This is a genomic window from Pseudomonadales bacterium (genome assembly GCA_024234615.1).
Lineage (GTDB): Bacteria > Pseudomonadota > Gammaproteobacteria > Pseudomonadales > IMCC2047 > JAJFKB01.
Genome location: JACKNY010000003.1, coordinates 497,546 through 514,788 on the forward strand (window position 1 = coordinate 497,546; position 17,243 = coordinate 514,788).

Genomic DNA, 17,243 nt, shown 5'->3' on the forward strand with positions numbered 1-17,243 from the left:
TCAGACCCCCCTTATTGTGCGGCTTTAAAGTTGGTGATATCCACAGGCTGAATAACGTCACCTGTGTCGTTGCCCCAAGCGTTACGCTCGTAGGTAATTACCGCTGCTAAATCCACTTCACTTAGCTGTGAACCAAAAGCCGCCATCGCGGTGCCGGCCTTACCATTGATGACTAAATTTAAATGCGCGCTCTTATCGCCTAAGGCAATCTGGCTGCCTTTTAACGCAGGGAACACTGGCGGAACTCCATTCCCTTCAGCACCGTGGCAAGCGGCGCAAAAAGTAGCGTAGGTTTTTTCACCGCGTGCCATTAACTCTTCTGCAGTCCAGGCTTTATCTTTAAGCCCTGCTTCAGCTGACGCAGCAGCCTTCCTCTCTGCTACCCAGACATCATATTCCGCCTGCTCTTTAGCAACGACTACAATCGGCATGAAGCCATGATCCTTGCCACACAGTTCCGCGCACTGACCACGGTACACACCGGGCTCTTCGATAATCGTCCATGACTCATTCACAAAGCCCGGGATCGCATCTTTTTTGACGGCAATTGCTGGCACCCACCAGGAGTGGATCACATCATTGGCCGTTATTAGGAAGCGTACTTTGGTGTTAACCGGAACAACTAAGGGTTCATCCACTTCTAACAGATAGTGTTCACCTTTTGGCGTTTTGTTGTAAATTTCATCTTGCGCAGTGCTCAGGTTACTAAAAAACCCAAAGCCGTCATTAAGATAGTCGTAGCGCCATTTCCATTGGTAACCAGTGATCTTTACATCAATCACTGACTCCTTCGAATCATAGATCTTAACCAGAGTTTTGGTGGCGGGAATCGCCATCGCAATCAGAATCACGAAAGGTATGGTGGTCCAGATCAGCTCGACCGTGGTACTTTCGTGAAATTGTGCTGACTTCGCGCCTTTAGACTTTCTATGCGCAAAAACAGACCAGAACATCACTCCAAAAACTACTACGCCAATCACCACACAGACCCAAAAAATGATCATGTGCAGACTATAGATTTCTCGGCTAATGGCAGTCACACCGGGTGTCATATTGACCGCCCATTCCGCCCAGGCGCTGGAGCTTGACAGCAACAGTGTACCTAACACGAGCCTGAACCAGGGCATCGTTCTTAACGGCATCCCCACGTCTCCTATTTTTTATCTTTATAAAAAAAGGATACACTGGTATACCCAAACAGCAGAATCCACCGTATCCAACCAATCCCCATCTACTTGATAGTGCGAAAAAATAGTACAACTATTTTATGCTTGAAGCAACGAACTACCCCCTGTTATTAAAGCAACTACTGCCGCATAATCTATTTCTTTCTTAATTTTGTCGAGCTAGGCCCCTTTTTCCTGGCTCGACGTAAGTGAATATTTTCGGTTGAATCTTGCACCCTTCGAGACTGCATAGACAAATCGCCCAGCTCGCTTGGCCGATGATTCTTTCCAATCTGACAGTCCCTTTGTTAGGCCTGGTCGATACGGCAATACTAGGCCATTTACCCCAGGCTTATTATTTGGGCGCAGTCGCACTGGCCGCAATTATTTTCGACATGTTGTTCTGGGCTTTTGGCTTCTTACGCATGGGCACGACCTCGCTCAGCGCCCAGGCCTACGGCGCCAACGACCTTAACGAAACGCTGTCCATCCTTAGTAAATCACTCTTTCTGGCCGTGTTGATCGGCTTGATACTGATAACCCTGCAGGTGCCGCTTTTTAAACTGGCGTTTTGGTATATGGCTCCTGCACCGGAGGTTGAGCTTTATGCACGCATCTATTGCGATATCCGTATTTATTCTGCACCCGCTATTCTATGCGATTATGTTATCGTCGGCTGGTTACTCAGCATTGGTAAACCACGCCAGGTTTTACTAATCGCGCTGACCACGAACCTCATAAATCTCGGGCTGGATTACTGGCTGGTTGTCCATATGAAGATGCTCACGGATGGCGTTGCCTGGGGATCTTTAATTTCAAGTTTCGCCGGTTTAGCGCTTGGCTTAATGCTGGTCTACCGTGTTAATAAACGCCACTCCTCGACATTCCCTCTTGATCAACTTTTTGTTTTCGCTGGCTATTTCAAACTGCTCAAAATTAATCGCTATCTTTTTGTGCGTACCCTTTGCCTGCTTTTTTCCTTTTCGTTTTTTTATGCCCAAAGCGCACAGCAGGATACGATAACTTTAAGCGCTAACTCGGTGTTAATGACTATGCTCATGCTTTTCGCCTACGGCTCAGACGGTTTTGCTAATGCGGCTGAAGTCCTTTCGGGACGCGCAATTGGTGCTAAACAGTTGCCTCTTTTTTTTCAGGTTAGCAAGGCCTCAAGCTTGTGGGCATTCCTGACCAGCGTATTTTTTGCCATAGCCATCTGGCGGTTTGATCAAGTGATTATCGGCCTGTTAACTGATATAGCACCAGTTGTCTCCGCAGCGTTAATTTACTGGCCTTGGCTAGTATTGCTACCCTTTGTTGCCAGCTGGAACTTTATGCTCGACGGCATCTTTCTCGGCGCAGGCAAAGCCTATGCGATGCAAAACTGTATGCTTATATCTTCCTTTTTTATTTTTTTCCCCGCATGGTATTTGTTTCAACCGCTGGGCAATCATGGCTTATGGCTAGCTTTTTGTTTTTTTCATGCCGCGCGCAGCATCTCGATGGCGTTCGTGTATTATTACTACAGCAAAGGGCAGGGATGGCTACTGTCATCCACCTGATCAAAAAGAAGCCGCTTTATGTATAAATACCAGCACACCATACTAAAGTTTTTGACTTACAGCATACTGCTGTTTTTGCTGAACAGCGCCTATGCTCAGGAAAACAGCGGTTTTATCTGGGAAGTAAAATCATCTCATAACACCCTGTACCTGATGGGTTCTATTCATTTTGCCAACCCCGACTTTTACCCCCTGCGCCACGAAATTGAAACGGCCTTTTCAAAATCCGATCACTTGGCAGTTGAGGTGGATATCGCCAACATTGACCCGATTCAAACACAAAGCTATTTGTTTCGGGTAGGCACCTATACCGGCAATGAAACCATTCGCGACCACATTGACGCTAGCACCTATAAACTGCTGATCCAGCACCTCACAACACGTAATCTGCCCTCGGAATTGTTCATAAAGTACAAGCCCGGCATGATTATCATGTCCCTAACCTCACTGGAGATTATGAACCTGGGCTTATCTCCCAACCAGGGTATTGATGTTCATTTTCTCAATCGCGCACGTGGCAAGAAAAAAATTGTTGAATTAGAAACGCTCGAGCAACAACTGGATTTGCTGTTAAACCTGGACGAAAGTGGCCAAATGTTGCGCCAAACTCTGGCGGAATTTGATGACTATCCTGAGCTAATGAAGTCTCTTACCGATATCTGGCAGCGCGGCGACGCAGCACAACTGGATGAGCTGCTTATTAAAAAACCGTTAAGGGAATTCCCGGATTCACGCCCAGCATTTGAAAAAATGTTCCTTCAGCGCAACCTAAAAATGGCCAAGAAAATCGAAGGCTTCCTGCACTCAAATAATAATTATTTTGTGGTAGTTGGCGCTGGCCATTTGGTTGGTGAAAGAAGTATTGTCGACCTCTTACAAAAAGCAGGGTTCCAGATCAAACAACTCTAATTGACAATCTTGATATATTCTATAGTGGATGGCTGACACCCGCTAAGCGATTCAACCTTTTTAATTCTTCAATAAGGCAACTGATTTAATGCGGCACCGTAATTATTCCTACGACCCCAACACCAAGGTTAACTGGCGGGTATTCAAACTGATCTGGCCTTATCTGCTTGAATATAAACGCCGCATTATCATTGCCCTGCTATTCCTGGTCGCCGCTAAAGTCGCCAATGTGGTCGGGCCCTTTATTCTTAAACACATCATCGATGCTCTGGATGCTGCGACGGCTGAACCTTTAGCCATGGTTATCGCGCCCATCGGACTGGTGTTGGCCTATGGCCTGGCACGCTTCGGTAACGTTCTATTTGGTGAATTACGCGATACCATCTTTGGCCGAGTAACTGAGCGCGCCATGCGGCGAGTCGGCCTCAGAGTGTTTCGCCACTTGCATAGCATGGATCTCGATTTTCATTTAAACCGACGTACCGGTGGCTTGGCGCGCGACATAGAGCGTGGCACTACCGGCATTAGCTTTTTAATGCGGTTTTTTGTCTTTAATATCGCACCGACCTTTATTGAAATCGCGATGGTAGTCGGTATCCTTTTCTACAATTACGGCCTTGGCTTCGCCGCTATTACACTATTTTCAGTATTGATTTATGTGCTCTATTCGATCAAGGCGACAGAGTGGCGCACCCAATATGTTCGCGAAGCCAATCTCGCCGATTCATCGAGTAACACGCGCGCCGTCGACAGTTTATTGAATTTCGAAACCGTAAAATATTTTACCAACGAAGAGTTTGAAGCAAATCGTTACGATGCAGAACTAGCCAAGTGGGAGCAGGCAAGGCGAAAAAACCGATTATCACTATTTACCCTCAATGGTGGCCAAGCACTGATTATTGCCGCTTCGATGACCGCCATGATGATATTAGCCGCTTACCGCGTTGCCGATAACAGCATGACCATCGGCGACTTCGTTCTCATTAACGCCTTTATGATGCAGCTATTTTTGCCGCTCAATTTTCTTGGTTTTGTTTATCGGGAAATCAAAGGCTCCATGGCTAATATTGAGGAAATGTTTGTACTGCTGGCGAAAGCCCCCAAAGTGCTCGATGCCGAGGGGGCCAAAACTCTCGTTATCAGCAATGGTGAAATCCAGTTTGAGCATGTCTATTTCCAGTATCGCGATGATCGCCCAATTTTGAAAGGTGTGAGCTTTTGCGTTGAGCCTGGACAAAAAGTCGCCGTGGTCGGCGCCAGTGGCGCCGGTAAATCCACTCTGATGAAATTACTGTTTCGCTTTTACGATGTTAGTGCCGGCACTATACGTATCGATGGACAGGATATTAGAACTGTCAGCCAAGACTCATTACGCAAGGTTATTGGTGTGGTACCCCAGGATACTGTTTTGTTTAACGACAGTATTTTTGAAAATATTCGCTATGGCGATCCAGACGCCAGCGACGAGCAGGTCAACCAAGCCATTCGCTTGGCACACCTGGAAGCATTTATCAGTGAGCTCCCAGAAGGCAGCGCCACCTTGGTTGGCGAGCGCGGGTTGAAACTTTCCGGCGGCGAAAAACAGCGGGTAGCTATCGCCCGTACCATACTGAAACGCCCTCCGATTTTAGTGTTTGATGAAGCCACGTCCTCGTTGGATAGTAAATCTGAACAGGCGATTCTTGCCGCTATCCAGGAAATTTCGCAGGGCCATACTAGCTTGGTGATCGCGCACCGACTCTCCACCGTTGTCGATGCCGATAAGATTGTAGTGCTCAATCAAGGTATGGTCGCAGAGCAGGGCACGCATCAGGCCTTGCTGGCCAAACAGGGATTATACGCCGATCTTTGGCGAGTTCAGCAAAAGCAACGCATCATTCCCGCAGAGAACCACACAACGCTGCAAGACCATTTCAGCACCTGAACACTCTGGATGATTTCCTTTTTGAGCGTTAGCGTTGCGCACCCACCAGCGCTGGAAATATTGATGACGAGATTGATTTGAACTCTTTACGGCAGTCCAGTAGCGCCATTATTGCCAACCATTCACTGTTGCTTTCACGAAATTGCCTTTATTGCTGTTATTCAAGATAATCGCCTGATGATTTAATAAGAGAACCTGACAATGCAACTATCACCTCAAACAATCGACAAGGTCTGCCCTGAATACGAAATCTACGAAAGTCTGTTGGCGCTGGATAATAAAAACATTCTTGAATTAGGTTGTGGTAAGGCAGAGTTGACTCGACAAATTGCAACGCATGGACTCAATCGCCACATCACCGCCACCGAGGTGGACGAATTTCAGCACCGTCAAAATTTACTGATAGACGACCTGCCAAATGTCAGCTTTATCGCGGCGGGCAGCCAGAATATTCCTATCTCCGATAACAGTTTTGACTACGTCTTTATGTTCAAATCTCTACACCACGTCCCACCAGAGATGATGGCTTCAGCAATGCAAGAAGTTGCGCGAGTCTTAAAACCAGGGGGCATGGCCTATATTTCAGAGCCTATTTTTGCTGGCGACTTTAATGATGTGCTACGCCTATTCCATGATGAAGAGCAGGTTCGGCAATACGCATTCGGCGCCATCGTTGATTCCGTTGAGAAAGGGCTGTTTAACCTGTCTGAGCAAGTATTTTTCAATACGCCTATAGTGTTTCAGGATTTTTCGGAGTTTGAACGCAATGTCATCAACGTATCTCACAGCGATATTCAACTCACGTCAGAGTTATTAGAGCAGGTAAAAAATCAGTTTATGCTGAGTCGAGCCAAGGATGGATATAATTTCTTGGTACCGATTCGCGTTGATTTGCTGCAAAAGCCGAGCTGATAAACAACGGTAGGTAGCTCTATTTAAGCGCTCATTATTAAAATGGGTCAGCTTTTCCCGTTCTTATTTAACCCGTTTTTTCAGCAGTCCATTTTTTAGAGGTGAGTAACTGCCCACTCTCAAATACTTTTCCCTCGAATAGATCGCCCGGATTAACACGACCGACACCTTGTGGCGTGCCTGTCATGACAATATCGCCATCGGCAAGAGTCATAAAGGTGGATATTTCGGCTAGGATTTCATCCGGTTTATACATCATTAGACTCTGGTCTGCACGTTGCTGTTGTGTGCCATTAATTTCCAGGATAAAGGACAAATCTACTGACTTTTCAAATCGAACAAATGGGCTGAACACTACCGAACCATCAAAGGCTTTAGCGCGCTCCCAGGGCAAGCCTTTTGCTTTTAATCTGGTTTGCAAGAAGCGTTTAGTAAGGTCAAGACCAAAACCTACAGCATTAAAGGTGCCCGCTTCAAACATAAAGCAAAGTTCTCCCTCATAGTGCAGTTGCTCGCCATGAGTCGATAACAAATTATCTGAAATAGCGGAATTGGGTTTTACGAAAACTACCATCTCTTCCGGTATTTCATTACACAGCTCTTGAATATGTTCAACATAGTTTCGCCCTACACAAACCACTTTGGAAGGCATTACTTGACGCTCATTGACTAGCACTGCTTTCACTTTTGCTTCCTCTTAACCTGTCTAACATATTCAGAATCACCGCATTGGCGGACTCACGGTTTTCCCCAGGGAATAAAATGCTCTGCCGGATGATTGACGGGGTATTTAGTAATGCCGGATTGGTTCACCAATATTTAGATCGTTCCCGCCGCAAATGTCAGGCTATTTGGGAGGTCGAAAAAATTTTAGCGGCTGCACGTCCACCTGATTTATTTTTGGCTTTGCTGTTACGCGGGTAGGAATTTCCTGTGTGAAGCCATCTTCCAGACTATCCTGATACCCACAGTTTACACATTCCCGCCGGGTTTGGTTTTCGTCCCGAAACATAACAAGTTTATCCATTTCCCCACATTTCGGGCAAACCGCTCCAGCGATAAAGCGCTTGGGTGTTTTAGACATCACGATTAGCACGCATTGAGCCAGTCCAAATAACTCTGCACGCCCTCTTCGACAGTCTTGAAGGGTTCCGCGTAACCGACTTGGCGTAACGCGTTAATGTCGGCCTGAGTAAAACTTTGATAACGACCCTTCAGATGATCCGGGAAGGGAATGTATTCCAATTCACCTTTTTTGTGCCAGGCAAGCACCGCATTAGCCACATCGTTAAATGGCTGCGCACGCCCTGTGCCAAGATTAAATATCCCTGATTTATCGGGATTGGCGAGAAACCAGAGCTTGGCTTTGACCGTATCGCCGACATAGATAAAATCCCGGCGCTGTTCACCGTCACCATAGCCGTCTGAACCGGCAAAAAGTTTTACTCTGCCGGACTCATGCATTTGATTATTCAAATGAAACGCCACGCTGGCCATGCTGCCTTTGTGCGCTTCCCGCGGGCCATAGACATTGAAATACCGCAAGCCAACAACCTGACTTTGAATATCTGCCTGATGTCTCCTGAGATACTGATCAAACAAAAACTTGGAATAGCCATAAACATTCAGCGGGCGCTCGTTTTCCAGGCTTTCTTTGAAGACTTCACTGCCACCGTAGACTGCCGCACTGGAGGCATAAATCATGGGAATACGTTTTTCAATACAGTAGTGGAAAACTTGCTTAGTATATTCATAGTTATTTTCCATCATGTAACGACCATCCCACTCGGTGGTGGCCGAGCAGGCGCCGAGATGAAAAACCGCTTCGATATCGGCTGGCAGCTGCCGAGCTTTTAGCTGTGCCAGAAAATCGGTTTTATCCTGATAATCGGCTATTTCACAATCCGCAAGATTGGTAAATTTGGTGCCATCGGAAAGATTATCTACCACCAATATATCTTTGCGGCCCTGCTCGTTTAATCCCTTTACCAGGTTACTGCCGATAAATCCCGCACCACCTGTCACAATAATCATTAACCCGTTCCTCAAATAAACGATCGTATTGGCAGCATTAGCTTAGCACAACCACTAGCCCTAACCGCCATCTAGTTTAACCAGCGCCTAAACAGTTTAACCATCAGCGGCAAAGACAAATAGCCCATAATAAGACTAATAATCGCGGTAGAGGCAATGGAGGCTAACACAGGATGGCTTGGCATATAAGGCGCCAACGCTGGACGTACAAAATGGACGATAGGCCAGATCGCACAAAACGCAATTAGCACCATACGATAATCTGGTGGCCACGACCTTGCCTTCTTACCATGCGATAACAGCCAATAATTCAGCCCTTCAATATGCTCTCTGGAGGGCGTACCTTCCGTCAGCGGTCTTACCTGCTCCAACCATTGACAGCGCTCTTCAGATTCTTCCCACTGCCGGTAATTTTCGTACTTATCAAAACTAATGATGGTGACATGTTCACCGCGCGGATTAGTCGGCTTGATAAGCTGGGTGCCCAAGTGCCCTTGAAATTGGCTACAGGCGCGCGCAATCCCTTTCGACCACTGGTCAAACTCTTGCTCGGACCCAACCAATATTCGACGGCGTATAATCGACGTTACTGGCGTATGAGGAGCAGTTTCTCGCTGCACTATCTCAATCACATCTCAGTCCTCAGCTTTGTTGGGTTTGAATATCCAAACTGGCTAAAGATAGGTTTTGGTCGCAGCATCCACGGCGACACCCTGATTGATTTTAGCACCCATATCAGCTAGCACCGCCTCTAGGGCACCCAAGCAAAACAGTACATTTTTCTGATTGCTGGCAAATCCCATGAGCCCAATACGCCAAACTTTACCCGCTAGCGCCCCCAAACCGGCACCGATTTCTAAACTATACTCGTTAAGCAAACGCGAACGCACAATTGCATCATCAGCACCATCCGGAATAGTTACCGCATTTAGTTGCGGCAACCGATCACCTTCTTTGACGACGAAAGATATCCCCATTGCCTCAAACCCTGCTTTGAGTGCGTGATGATTCTGCCAGTGCCGCGCCCAAGCGTTTTCAATCCCTTCCTCTTGCAGAACCACCAAAGCCTCATGCAACCCATAGAGTGCATTGATTGGCGCAGTATGATGATAGGCGCGCTTACCGTCGCCCTCCCAATAACCCAGCACCAGATTTAAATCAAGGAACCAGCTTTGCACTTTGGTCTTACGATTTTTAATCACGGACAATGCCTGTTCACTGAAAGTTACCGGCGACAAACCCGGCGTGCAGGAGAGGCACTTTTGCGAACCGGAATAAACCGCATCCAACCCCCATTCACTGACCTTTAACTCCGAACCGCCCAGCGAGGTAACCGTATCGACGATGGTTAAACAGTTATTGGCCTGGGCCAGTTGCGCTAAGGTTTTGGCATCTGACATCGCTCCCGTTGAAGTTTCCGCATGAACGAAGGCCAGCACCTTGGCATCAGGGTTAGCTTTCAGCGCCGCTTCCACTTTATTCGGATCTACCGCTGTGCCCCATTGGTCTTCCACCATAACGGCGGTTGCACCACAACGCTCTACATTCTCTTTCATGCGTCCACCAAATACGCCATTTTGGCAAACAATGGCTTTGTCACCACGTTCCAGCAGGTTCACAAAGCACATTTCCATGCCAGCTGACCCCGGCGCGGAAACCGGCATCGTCAAGCTATAATCTGTTTGGAAGGCGTAGCGTAACAGCTCTTTCGTCTCATCCATCATCATTACAAAGTCAGGATCCAGATGACCTATGGTCGGACGCGCCATAGCACCAAGAATTCGTGGATTAACATCGGAAGGGCCTGGCCCCATCAAAGTACGAACAGGCGGATGGAATGATTTAATACTCATAGAAATTCCCGTTGATCATTAACTGTTATAGGCTAAACCAAGAAAGTCGCTAAAAAAGGAGCGCATTTTAGCAGTTTCTGTCTCGCAAAAAAATGCCGCATTGTCCGACAAACCCGGGCTAACTATCAATAGTCACTTATCTTCGGGAAATTTTCCGAATAAAACCTCCTGCAACATTCACTACTCGGTTATCTAACTCTAATTGCATTAAAATTTGACTCAGTTTAACGACCGGCAACCCTGAGCGCTCCACCAACAGATCCATTGAGGTTACTTCATGGCTCACCAGGTCAAGCACTTGCCGAGACATTCCGCAAAGCTCTTCAGCTTCTGACTCCTTTACCTCAGAACCTTGCCCTGACGATTGAACATCCGCTAACAATTGCGGGCTCAATTCCTCCAAAATATCATCCAGGGTTTCAACCAGCTTAGCGCCCTGGCGAATCATTTCATGACAGCCTTTGGTGGTGGGATTATGGATAGATCCAGGCATGGCAAAGACTTCTCGACCCTGCTCAACTGCATAACGCGCGGTAATAAGCGAGCCACTTCGTAACGCCGCTTCAACGACCAACACGCCCAAACTTAACCCGCTGATAACACGATTTCGCTGTGGAAAATATGCAGGTTTTGGTGTTGTTCCAAGTGGAAACTCTGTAATTAGCGCACCTTGTTGGCAAATCTCTTGTGCAAGGTCAAAATGCCGACGCGGGTAAACTTGATCGGCCCCAGTTGCCATCACGGCGATAGTCGGTCGTCCAGTCATCAGGGCTCCCTGATGGCTTGCACCGTCCACCCCTAAGGCTAAGCCGCTAGTGATTGTCAGGCCACGCTCGGCCAACTGGCGAGCAAAAAGATTAGCTGTCTCGATGCCGCTAGGGCTTGCATGCCGACTTCCCACCACTGCCATTTGGGGGGTTGCAAGCAGTGCTGGGGAACCCTGTACAAATAGTAGTAACGGCGGCGCAGTAATTTCTTTCAAACGCGGGGGATAACGATGGTCATCTAATGTGATCAGGTGTCGATTAGGCTCATGCGCCCATAATAAGGATGCATTGATTAGATCGTATAGTTTGCCACTTTGCGGATGTTCTTGGTAACGTCGAATGGCCGCCCTAATTTTTTCACTAACCCCTAAGCTTTCCAACTCAGTATCACTGGCGCTCAAGAGCGCAGACGGACTACCGAAATATTGGATTAATCCGAGACTGACTTTTAACGGGAAGGACATATGAAAAAGGGCCAACCATGGCCCTAATTGTTTGCTATCTGTTACGTTCATCGATCATCCTTGATCCAACGTTTAAGTGATTTTCGTTAGGGGTTTTTTAACTCATCTAACACCGCCAATGGGCGCTGTGCTTTTAGTACCAAACCATAGCTCATTTTTTCAAAGACTCGGAACACCATGAGTATGCCCGCTCGTTCAGAAGGTAATTGCACTACTTCTTTGCGAATTCGGTCCTTTACTTTGCCACCACGATGGTAGATCGCCAAGACATTACCAACTTTGATGTCTTCCCGCTCGCCTTTATTTATGGCGACCACATCAAACTGCCCAACCTGACTGACACCACCCAAGACAGAAATAATTTTAGCCTCTACTTCCTGCGCTGGAGAGCTTGGGAAAAAGGTGGGTATCACCTTGGCTTCTTCAGTGGGCAATAAGCGATCATTGAGACGTACTTCTTCGTTGCTGGTGTTAACCCGCATCGTAGCGATATCACCTTCTTTTTGTACTATCTTACCAAGACCCACTTCAAAGGCTTCCATACCGAGGTCTTCGCCTGTATCAGGATCGACATATCTTTTACCCGGTCGATACACACCATAGGATGAGTATAGCTTAACGCCACCATCCTGATTGTCACGTGAATATAGTTTATCACCACCGCCCGAAACAATTCGCCCCTCATGTCCAGCAATCACATAGGAAGCGTCATCTAAAGTCTTCGCATCAACCACACGGCTGCGATTGAGGAAAGCGTCGATAGCATCGAGGGGAATCGCTGGAATCACTGTATCCAAAGGCTCAATGCGCGCTTGGGGCGTCAATTTAACAGTTCTGCTGCCGTCGCCACGCTGTAATACCAGCCGTGGTTTACCGCCAACATAGATCAAACTAATGACATCCCCTGGGTAGATCAGATGCGGGTTTTCAATCTGTGGGTTTACTTGCCAAATTTCTGGCCATAACCAAGGGGTTTTTAAGAACGTCTCTGAAATATCCCAAAGCGTATCTCCCTTTTTAACCACGTAGCTATCAGGGTGATCCAATCGCAGCGGGTTGTCCCCCTCGTGATGCTCTGCGTAGGCCGCCACCGACAACAGCAGAGCAGTCAGGAACCCAAAAAGCACTTTCCTCATGGCATGAATCCTTAAATTTCGGGTAGTAAAATACCAAATAGTATTCTGTATAATAGAACAAATTTACAACTATGCCTGTTTAATATAGCTTTTACCGCAATTTATCGCCAAAAAAATTATACGCATAGAAGCCTTGGTATAGTATCTTGGCGCATTGCTTACCGCAATTGGAGTTTTTTGTCCCTATGGCGTTACTGAACATCCTTAAATTCCCTGATCCCAGACTGCGAAAAATAGCTCAGCCCATTGAAGAAATCGACGACAGCATCCGCCAGCTGGCGGAAGATATGCTGGAAACCATGTACGCCGCTCCCGGCATTGGTTTGGCGGCAACTCAGGTAAATGTACAAAAGCGCTTAGTGGTGATGGATATTTCTGAAGAAAAGAACCAACCGCTCGTTTTTATAAACCCCGAAATCGAGCCTATAGGAGACGAATTTGAAGAAATGGAAGAGGGCTGTCTTTCGGTACCTGGTTTTTATGAGCTGGTTAAACGGCCCGCCCATGTCATTATTCGCGCCCAGGATAAGGAGGGACAGCCGTTTGAAATAGAAGACCAAGAATTGTTAGCCGTCTGTATTCAGCACGAAATAGATCACCTTAACGGCAAGCTTTTCGTTGATTACCTTTCTCCGTTAAAGCGCCAACGCATTCGCAAAAAGCTAGTGAAGTTAGAACGGCTGCAGCTTTGATTTCTTTTAGTTCATCCCAAATCCACAATTGATAATGAATCAACCAACCTCCATCACACATCCTCTACGTATCGTTTTTGCCGGTACCCCTGATTTTGCCGCCGTCAGCCTACAGGCGCTGCTCGATAGCTCGCATCAGGTAGTCGCCGTCTACACCCAGCCTGATCGCCCAGCGGGTAGAGGTCGCCAATTAACCGCCAGTCCGGTTAAACAACTAGCTCAGCTGCAACATATACCAGTCTTTCAACCCACTAGTTTAAAGAACGCTGAGGTACTGGCGCAATTAACATCATTGGATGTCGATCTGATGGTGGTTGCCGCCTATGGCATCATCCTGCCGCCATTAGCACTAGCAATACCCAAGTATGGCTGTATCAATATCCATGCTTCACTATTACCGCGCTGGCGCGGTGCGGCACCGATACAGCATGCCATTCTGGCTGGCGATACCCACTCTGGTATTACTATCATGCAGATGGATGCAGGGTTGGACACTGGCGACATGTTGCTAAAAGCCGCTTGCGATATAGCACCGACGGATACCGCCAGCACCCTGCATGATCGTTTAGCCAACTTAGGAGCCAAGACCTTACTCGCCGTGTTAGAGGATTTACCAAGTATTCAGGCACAAGCGCAAAAACAAGATAACGCCCAAGCCAGCTATGCCTCAAAATTGGAAAAACAGCAGGCTCGTATTGACTGGTCTGCCGATGCGAAACAACTGGAACGGCAAGTACGCGCCTTCAATGCCTGGCCTGTGGCTTTTAGCGAATTGGGTGATCATCGCGTGCGTATCTGGCTTGCAATCGCATTGGACGAAACCAGCATCGAAAATCCCGGTACTATTATTCGAGCTACCGCACAAGGAATTGATGTGGCCTGCGGAAAGGGCGTGCTCCGCTTACTACAAATCCAGCTGCCTGGAGGGAAAACCCTGCCGGTGGCTGAAGTATTGAAAGCAAAAACCACTATTTTTTGTAAAAACGACCAATTCTCTTCTGCTTAATGAAATATTTGTCACTAAATAATGCCCTCTTCTCTGTATTGTGAGCGTCCTTAATATGGACACCCGAGCTATTGCCGCTGAAATATTGTCAAAAGTCCTCTTACGCCAACAATCCTTAAACGAACTGCTACCTCTTCGAAAAACTCCGTTAAGCCCTCAGGATGAAGCCCTGACACAGGCGCTGTGCTATGGTGTTTGCCGCTGGCAGCTCAAATTGGATTGCCTTGTCCAAAGGCTTTTGGATAAACCCTTAAAACAAAAAGATACCGATATTCAAGCCCTGCTACTACTTGGCCTTTATCAACTGTTGTATATGCGTATACCCGCCCACGCAGCAGTCAGCGAAACGGTTCAAGCCTGCACCACTTTAGGTAAGCCCTGGGCGATGGGACTTGTCAATGCCGTACTTAGACGCTTCCAACGTGACAAAGATGACCTCTTCAAAGAGCTTTCCGCATGGCAAGAATACAAATATTCACACCCGAAATGGTTATTAGCTCGATTGAAACAAACATGGCCTAATGATTGGGAAAATATCTGTGCTGCAAATAATACGCAAGCACCCATGACGCTGAGAGTAAACCAGCAACAGCTCCATCGAAACGATTATCTTCACCTGTTATTAGAAAACGGTATTACCGCCCACCCCTGCCAATGGGCCAAGTCAGGTATCCAGCTTAGTCATGCCTGCGCTGTCAATAAATTACCACATTTTGAGCGAGGCGCCGTGAGTATTCAGGATGAAGCGGCACAGTTGGCTGCCAGCCTGATGGAAACGGCACCCGGAATGCGGATTCTGGATGCCTGCGCCGCACCCGGTGGAAAAACCTGCCACCTGCTCGAACAACAGCCCGAACTTGGAGAACTCGTCGCGGTGGAATATGACGGTAATCGTCTTCTAAAAATTGCTGAAAACCTAAAGCGGTTGGGTTTAACGGCCACTATAGTCAAAGGTGATGCGACCAGACCTGAGCAATGGTGGGACAACAGACCCTTTGACCGAATTCTACTTGATGCACCTTGCTCCGCAATTGGCGTTATTCGTCGCCATCCCGATATAAAATTACTGCGTCGAAACGCGGATATTGATAAGCTTGCAATCCAACAATTAGCGATGCTCACCGCACTCTGGCCGCTGCTCAAGCCTGGTGGATTATTACTGTACGCTACCTGTTCGATATTACCGCAAGAAAATGAGCAGGTGATCGAACAATTTATCAGCAAAACTAGCGACGCCGCGGCGCAAAAAGTGACTGCCGAATGGGGTATCGCTGCGGAGTTTGGGCGTTATTTATTACCGACGGAAGGGGGCAGTGATGGCTTCTACTATTCGAAGCTTGCCAAAGCTCCATCAAATTAACATGGCGGCTCTATGCCACAAAAACAATAATCTCTACCCATGAAGATAATTATTTTAGGTGCCGGCCAAGTTGGCACCACAGTTACCGAAACCCTAGCCGGTGAGGCAAATGATATTACTGTGGTGGATAACGACGGTGATAAGTTAGATCAGCTCAAGGATCGGCTGGACATTCGCACCGTATATGGCAACGCTTCTTCTCCCAGCGTGTTGCAGATGGCGGGAGCAGAAGACGCTGATATGTTGATCGCTCTAACCAGCAGTGACGAAACCAACATGATCGCCTGTCAAGTAGCTTATACGCTATTTCATACGCCACATAAAATCAGCCGGGTTCGCTCTGCAGACTACCTGACGCGCGGTAAACTTTTCAGCCGCACGGCAATACCCATCGATGAAATCATTAGTCCGCACCAGGAAGTCACCAATCACATCAGCCGTCTTATCAAAAATCCTGGCACACTTCAGGTGCTCGATTTTGCTGACGGTAAAGCACAATTAGTTGCCGTACGTGCGGTGCATGGTGGGCCCTTGGTCGGCAATCAAATTCGTACTTTACGTGAGCATCTACCTGCGGTCGATACCCGCGTAGCCGCAATCTACCGTAAAGGTACAGCCATTGTACCCCGCGCCGACACCCTGATCGAAGTCAATGACGAAGTCTTCTTTATCGCGGCAAAGCGAGATATTCGCCAAGTAATGAGCGAATTGCGTCGTATCGACAAGCCCTACAAAAGCGTAGTGATTGTCGGCGGTGGTAATATTGGCGCACGCCTCGCTGGCGACCTGGAAGCGCAGTTTCAGGTTAAGCTTTTAGAGCACGATGTTAACCGTTGTCGTGCCCTTTCAGAGGAGCTCCATCGCACCATCGTACTGCATGGCGATGCATCTAATAAGGAGCTGTTATTGGAAGAGAGTATTGATAGCGCCGATGTATACTGCGCGCTTACCAATAATGATGAAATCAATATTATGTCCTCCATGCTCGCTAAGCGACTGGGGGCAACAAAAGTAATAACGCTGATAAACAACCCTGCCTACGTTGACTTGGTTCAGGGCGGGGATATCGACATCGCCATTTCCCCTCAGCAAATCACTGTAAGCCGATTACTACGGCATGTCCGACGTGGCGATATTGTGACAGTCCATTCATTACGACGCGGTGCTGCTGAGGCAATCGAAATCATAGCTCGCGGGGATAGCCAATCTTCACGCGTTGTCGGCAAGTCCTTGGACCAAATCACCTTACCTGAAGGAACCACGATTGGCGCTATTGTGCGCGATAAGGAGGTATTGATTGCACATCACCATGTCGTTATTCAAAGCGACGACCACATCATTCTTTTTCTACCCGATAAAAGTAAGGTGCGCGAAGTCGAGCGGTTATTTCAAGTTGGGATAAGTTTCTTTTAACCGCTAATGTCTACTTCATACGCCCAAAACAACAATAAGCAACAAACA

General features: G+C 47.5%; 16 protein-coding genes. 8 read left to right on the forward strand and 8 right to left on the reverse strand.

Going from position 1 to position 17,243, the window contains the following annotated elements:
* Positions 1-11: 11 nt before the first annotated feature.
* Positions 12-1,127: a cytochrome c oxidase subunit II gene (gene coxB / locus H6995_15105; GenBank protein MCP5216328.1), complete on the reverse strand. Its 1,116-nt coding sequence runs from the start codon at positions 1,125-1,127 to the stop codon at positions 12-14.
* Positions 1,128-1,396: 269 nt separating this feature from the next.
* On the opposite strand from coxB, the gene H6995_15110 reads away from it, so the two are divergent.
* The 4 genes from H6995_15110 to H6995_15125 all read left to right on the forward strand — a co-directional run bounded on the left by H6995_15110 (position 1,397) and on the right by H6995_15125 (position 6,470).
* Positions 1,397-2,725, forward strand: coding sequence for an MATE family efflux transporter (locus H6995_15110; protein MCP5216329.1), 1,329 nt, complete (start codon positions 1,397-1,399; stop codon positions 2,723-2,725).
* Positions 2,726-2,743: 18 nt separating this feature from the next.
* Positions 2,744-3,634 (forward strand): TraB/GumN family protein, encoded by an 891-nt coding sequence (locus tag H6995_15115; GenBank protein MCP5216330.1) that lies wholly within the window; start codon positions 2,744-2,746, stop codon positions 3,632-3,634.
* Positions 3,635-3,722: 88 nt separating this feature from the next.
* Entirely contained in the window at positions 3,723-5,558 is a 1,836-nt protein-coding gene (locus H6995_15120; protein ID MCP5216331.1) for an ABC transporter ATP-binding protein/permease, read from the forward strand.
* Between the two features lie 201 nt (positions 5,559-5,759).
* Positions 5,760-6,470 (forward strand): class I SAM-dependent methyltransferase, encoded by a 711-nt coding sequence (locus tag H6995_15125; GenBank protein ID MCP5216332.1) that lies wholly within the window; start codon positions 5,760-5,762, stop codon positions 6,468-6,470.
* Positions 6,471-6,537: 67 nt separating this feature from the next.
* Here the strand turns inward: H6995_15125 and H6995_15130 are convergent, their stop codons facing one another.
* From H6995_15130 to H6995_15160, 7 genes are all read right to left on the reverse strand, one after another.
* On the reverse strand, positions 6,538-7,122 hold the full coding sequence (locus tag H6995_15130; GenBank protein MCP5216333.1) for a fumarylacetoacetate hydrolase family protein: 585 nt from the start codon (positions 7,120-7,122) through the stop codon (positions 6,538-6,540).
* 195 nt (positions 7,123-7,317) lie between these two features.
* The gene (locus tag H6995_15135) at positions 7,318-7,554 is read right to left on the reverse strand and encodes a YheV family putative metal-binding protein (GenBank protein MCP5216334.1); all 237 of its coding nucleotides are present in this window, start codon (positions 7,552-7,554) and stop codon (positions 7,318-7,320) included.
* 5 nt (positions 7,555-7,559) lie between these two features.
* Positions 7,560-8,504, reverse strand: a complete 945-nt coding sequence (rfaD, locus tag H6995_15140) for an ADP-glyceromanno-heptose 6-epimerase (protein ID MCP5216335.1) — start codon at positions 8,502-8,504, stop codon at positions 7,560-7,562.
* A 71-nt stretch (positions 8,505-8,575) separates the two neighbouring features.
* Complete coding sequence (locus tag H6995_15145) at positions 8,576-9,136, reverse strand: hypothetical protein (GenBank protein MCP5216336.1); 561 nt, start codon at positions 9,134-9,136, stop codon at positions 8,576-8,578.
* A 42-nt stretch (positions 9,137-9,178) separates the two neighbouring features.
* The gene (locus H6995_15150; GenBank protein ID MCP5216337.1) at positions 9,179-10,357 is read right to left on the reverse strand and encodes an alanine--glyoxylate aminotransferase family protein; all 1,179 of its coding nucleotides are present in this window, start codon (positions 10,355-10,357) and stop codon (positions 9,179-9,181) included.
* A 136-nt stretch (positions 10,358-10,493) separates the two neighbouring features.
* A complete protein-coding gene (gene dprA / locus H6995_15155) occupies positions 10,494-11,639 on the reverse strand; it encodes a DNA-protecting protein DprA (protein ID MCP5216338.1) in 1,146 nt (381 codons plus the stop codon).
* Positions 11,640-11,674: 35 nt separating this feature from the next.
* On the reverse strand, positions 11,675-12,724 hold the full coding sequence (locus tag H6995_15160) for a LysM peptidoglycan-binding domain-containing protein (GenBank protein MCP5216339.1): 1,050 nt from the start codon (positions 12,722-12,724) through the stop codon (positions 11,675-11,677).
* 185 nt (positions 12,725-12,909) lie between these two features.
* On the opposite strand from H6995_15160, the gene H6995_15165 reads away from it, so the two are divergent.
* The 4 genes from H6995_15165 to trkA are packed head-to-tail and all read left to right on the forward strand — an operon-like array spanning position 12,910 to position 17,195.
* Positions 12,910-13,416, forward strand: a complete 507-nt coding sequence (locus tag H6995_15165; protein ID MCP5216340.1) for a peptide deformylase — start codon at positions 12,910-12,912, stop codon at positions 13,414-13,416.
* A gap of 34 nt (positions 13,417-13,450) precedes the next feature.
* Positions 13,451-14,422, forward strand: coding sequence for a methionyl-tRNA formyltransferase (gene fmt / locus H6995_15170; protein ID MCP5216341.1), 972 nt, complete (start codon positions 13,451-13,453; stop codon positions 14,420-14,422).
* Positions 14,423-14,477: 55 nt separating this feature from the next.
* The gene (gene rsmB, locus H6995_15175; GenBank protein ID MCP5216342.1) at positions 14,478-15,782 is read left to right on the forward strand and encodes a 16S rRNA (cytosine(967)-C(5))-methyltransferase RsmB; all 1,305 of its coding nucleotides are present in this window, start codon (positions 14,478-14,480) and stop codon (positions 15,780-15,782) included.
* 39 nt (positions 15,783-15,821) lie between these two features.
* On the forward strand, positions 15,822-17,195 hold the full coding sequence (gene trkA / locus H6995_15180; protein MCP5216343.1) for a Trk system potassium transporter TrkA: 1,374 nt from the start codon (positions 15,822-15,824) through the stop codon (positions 17,193-17,195).
* Positions 17,196-17,243: the final 48 nt, after the last annotated feature.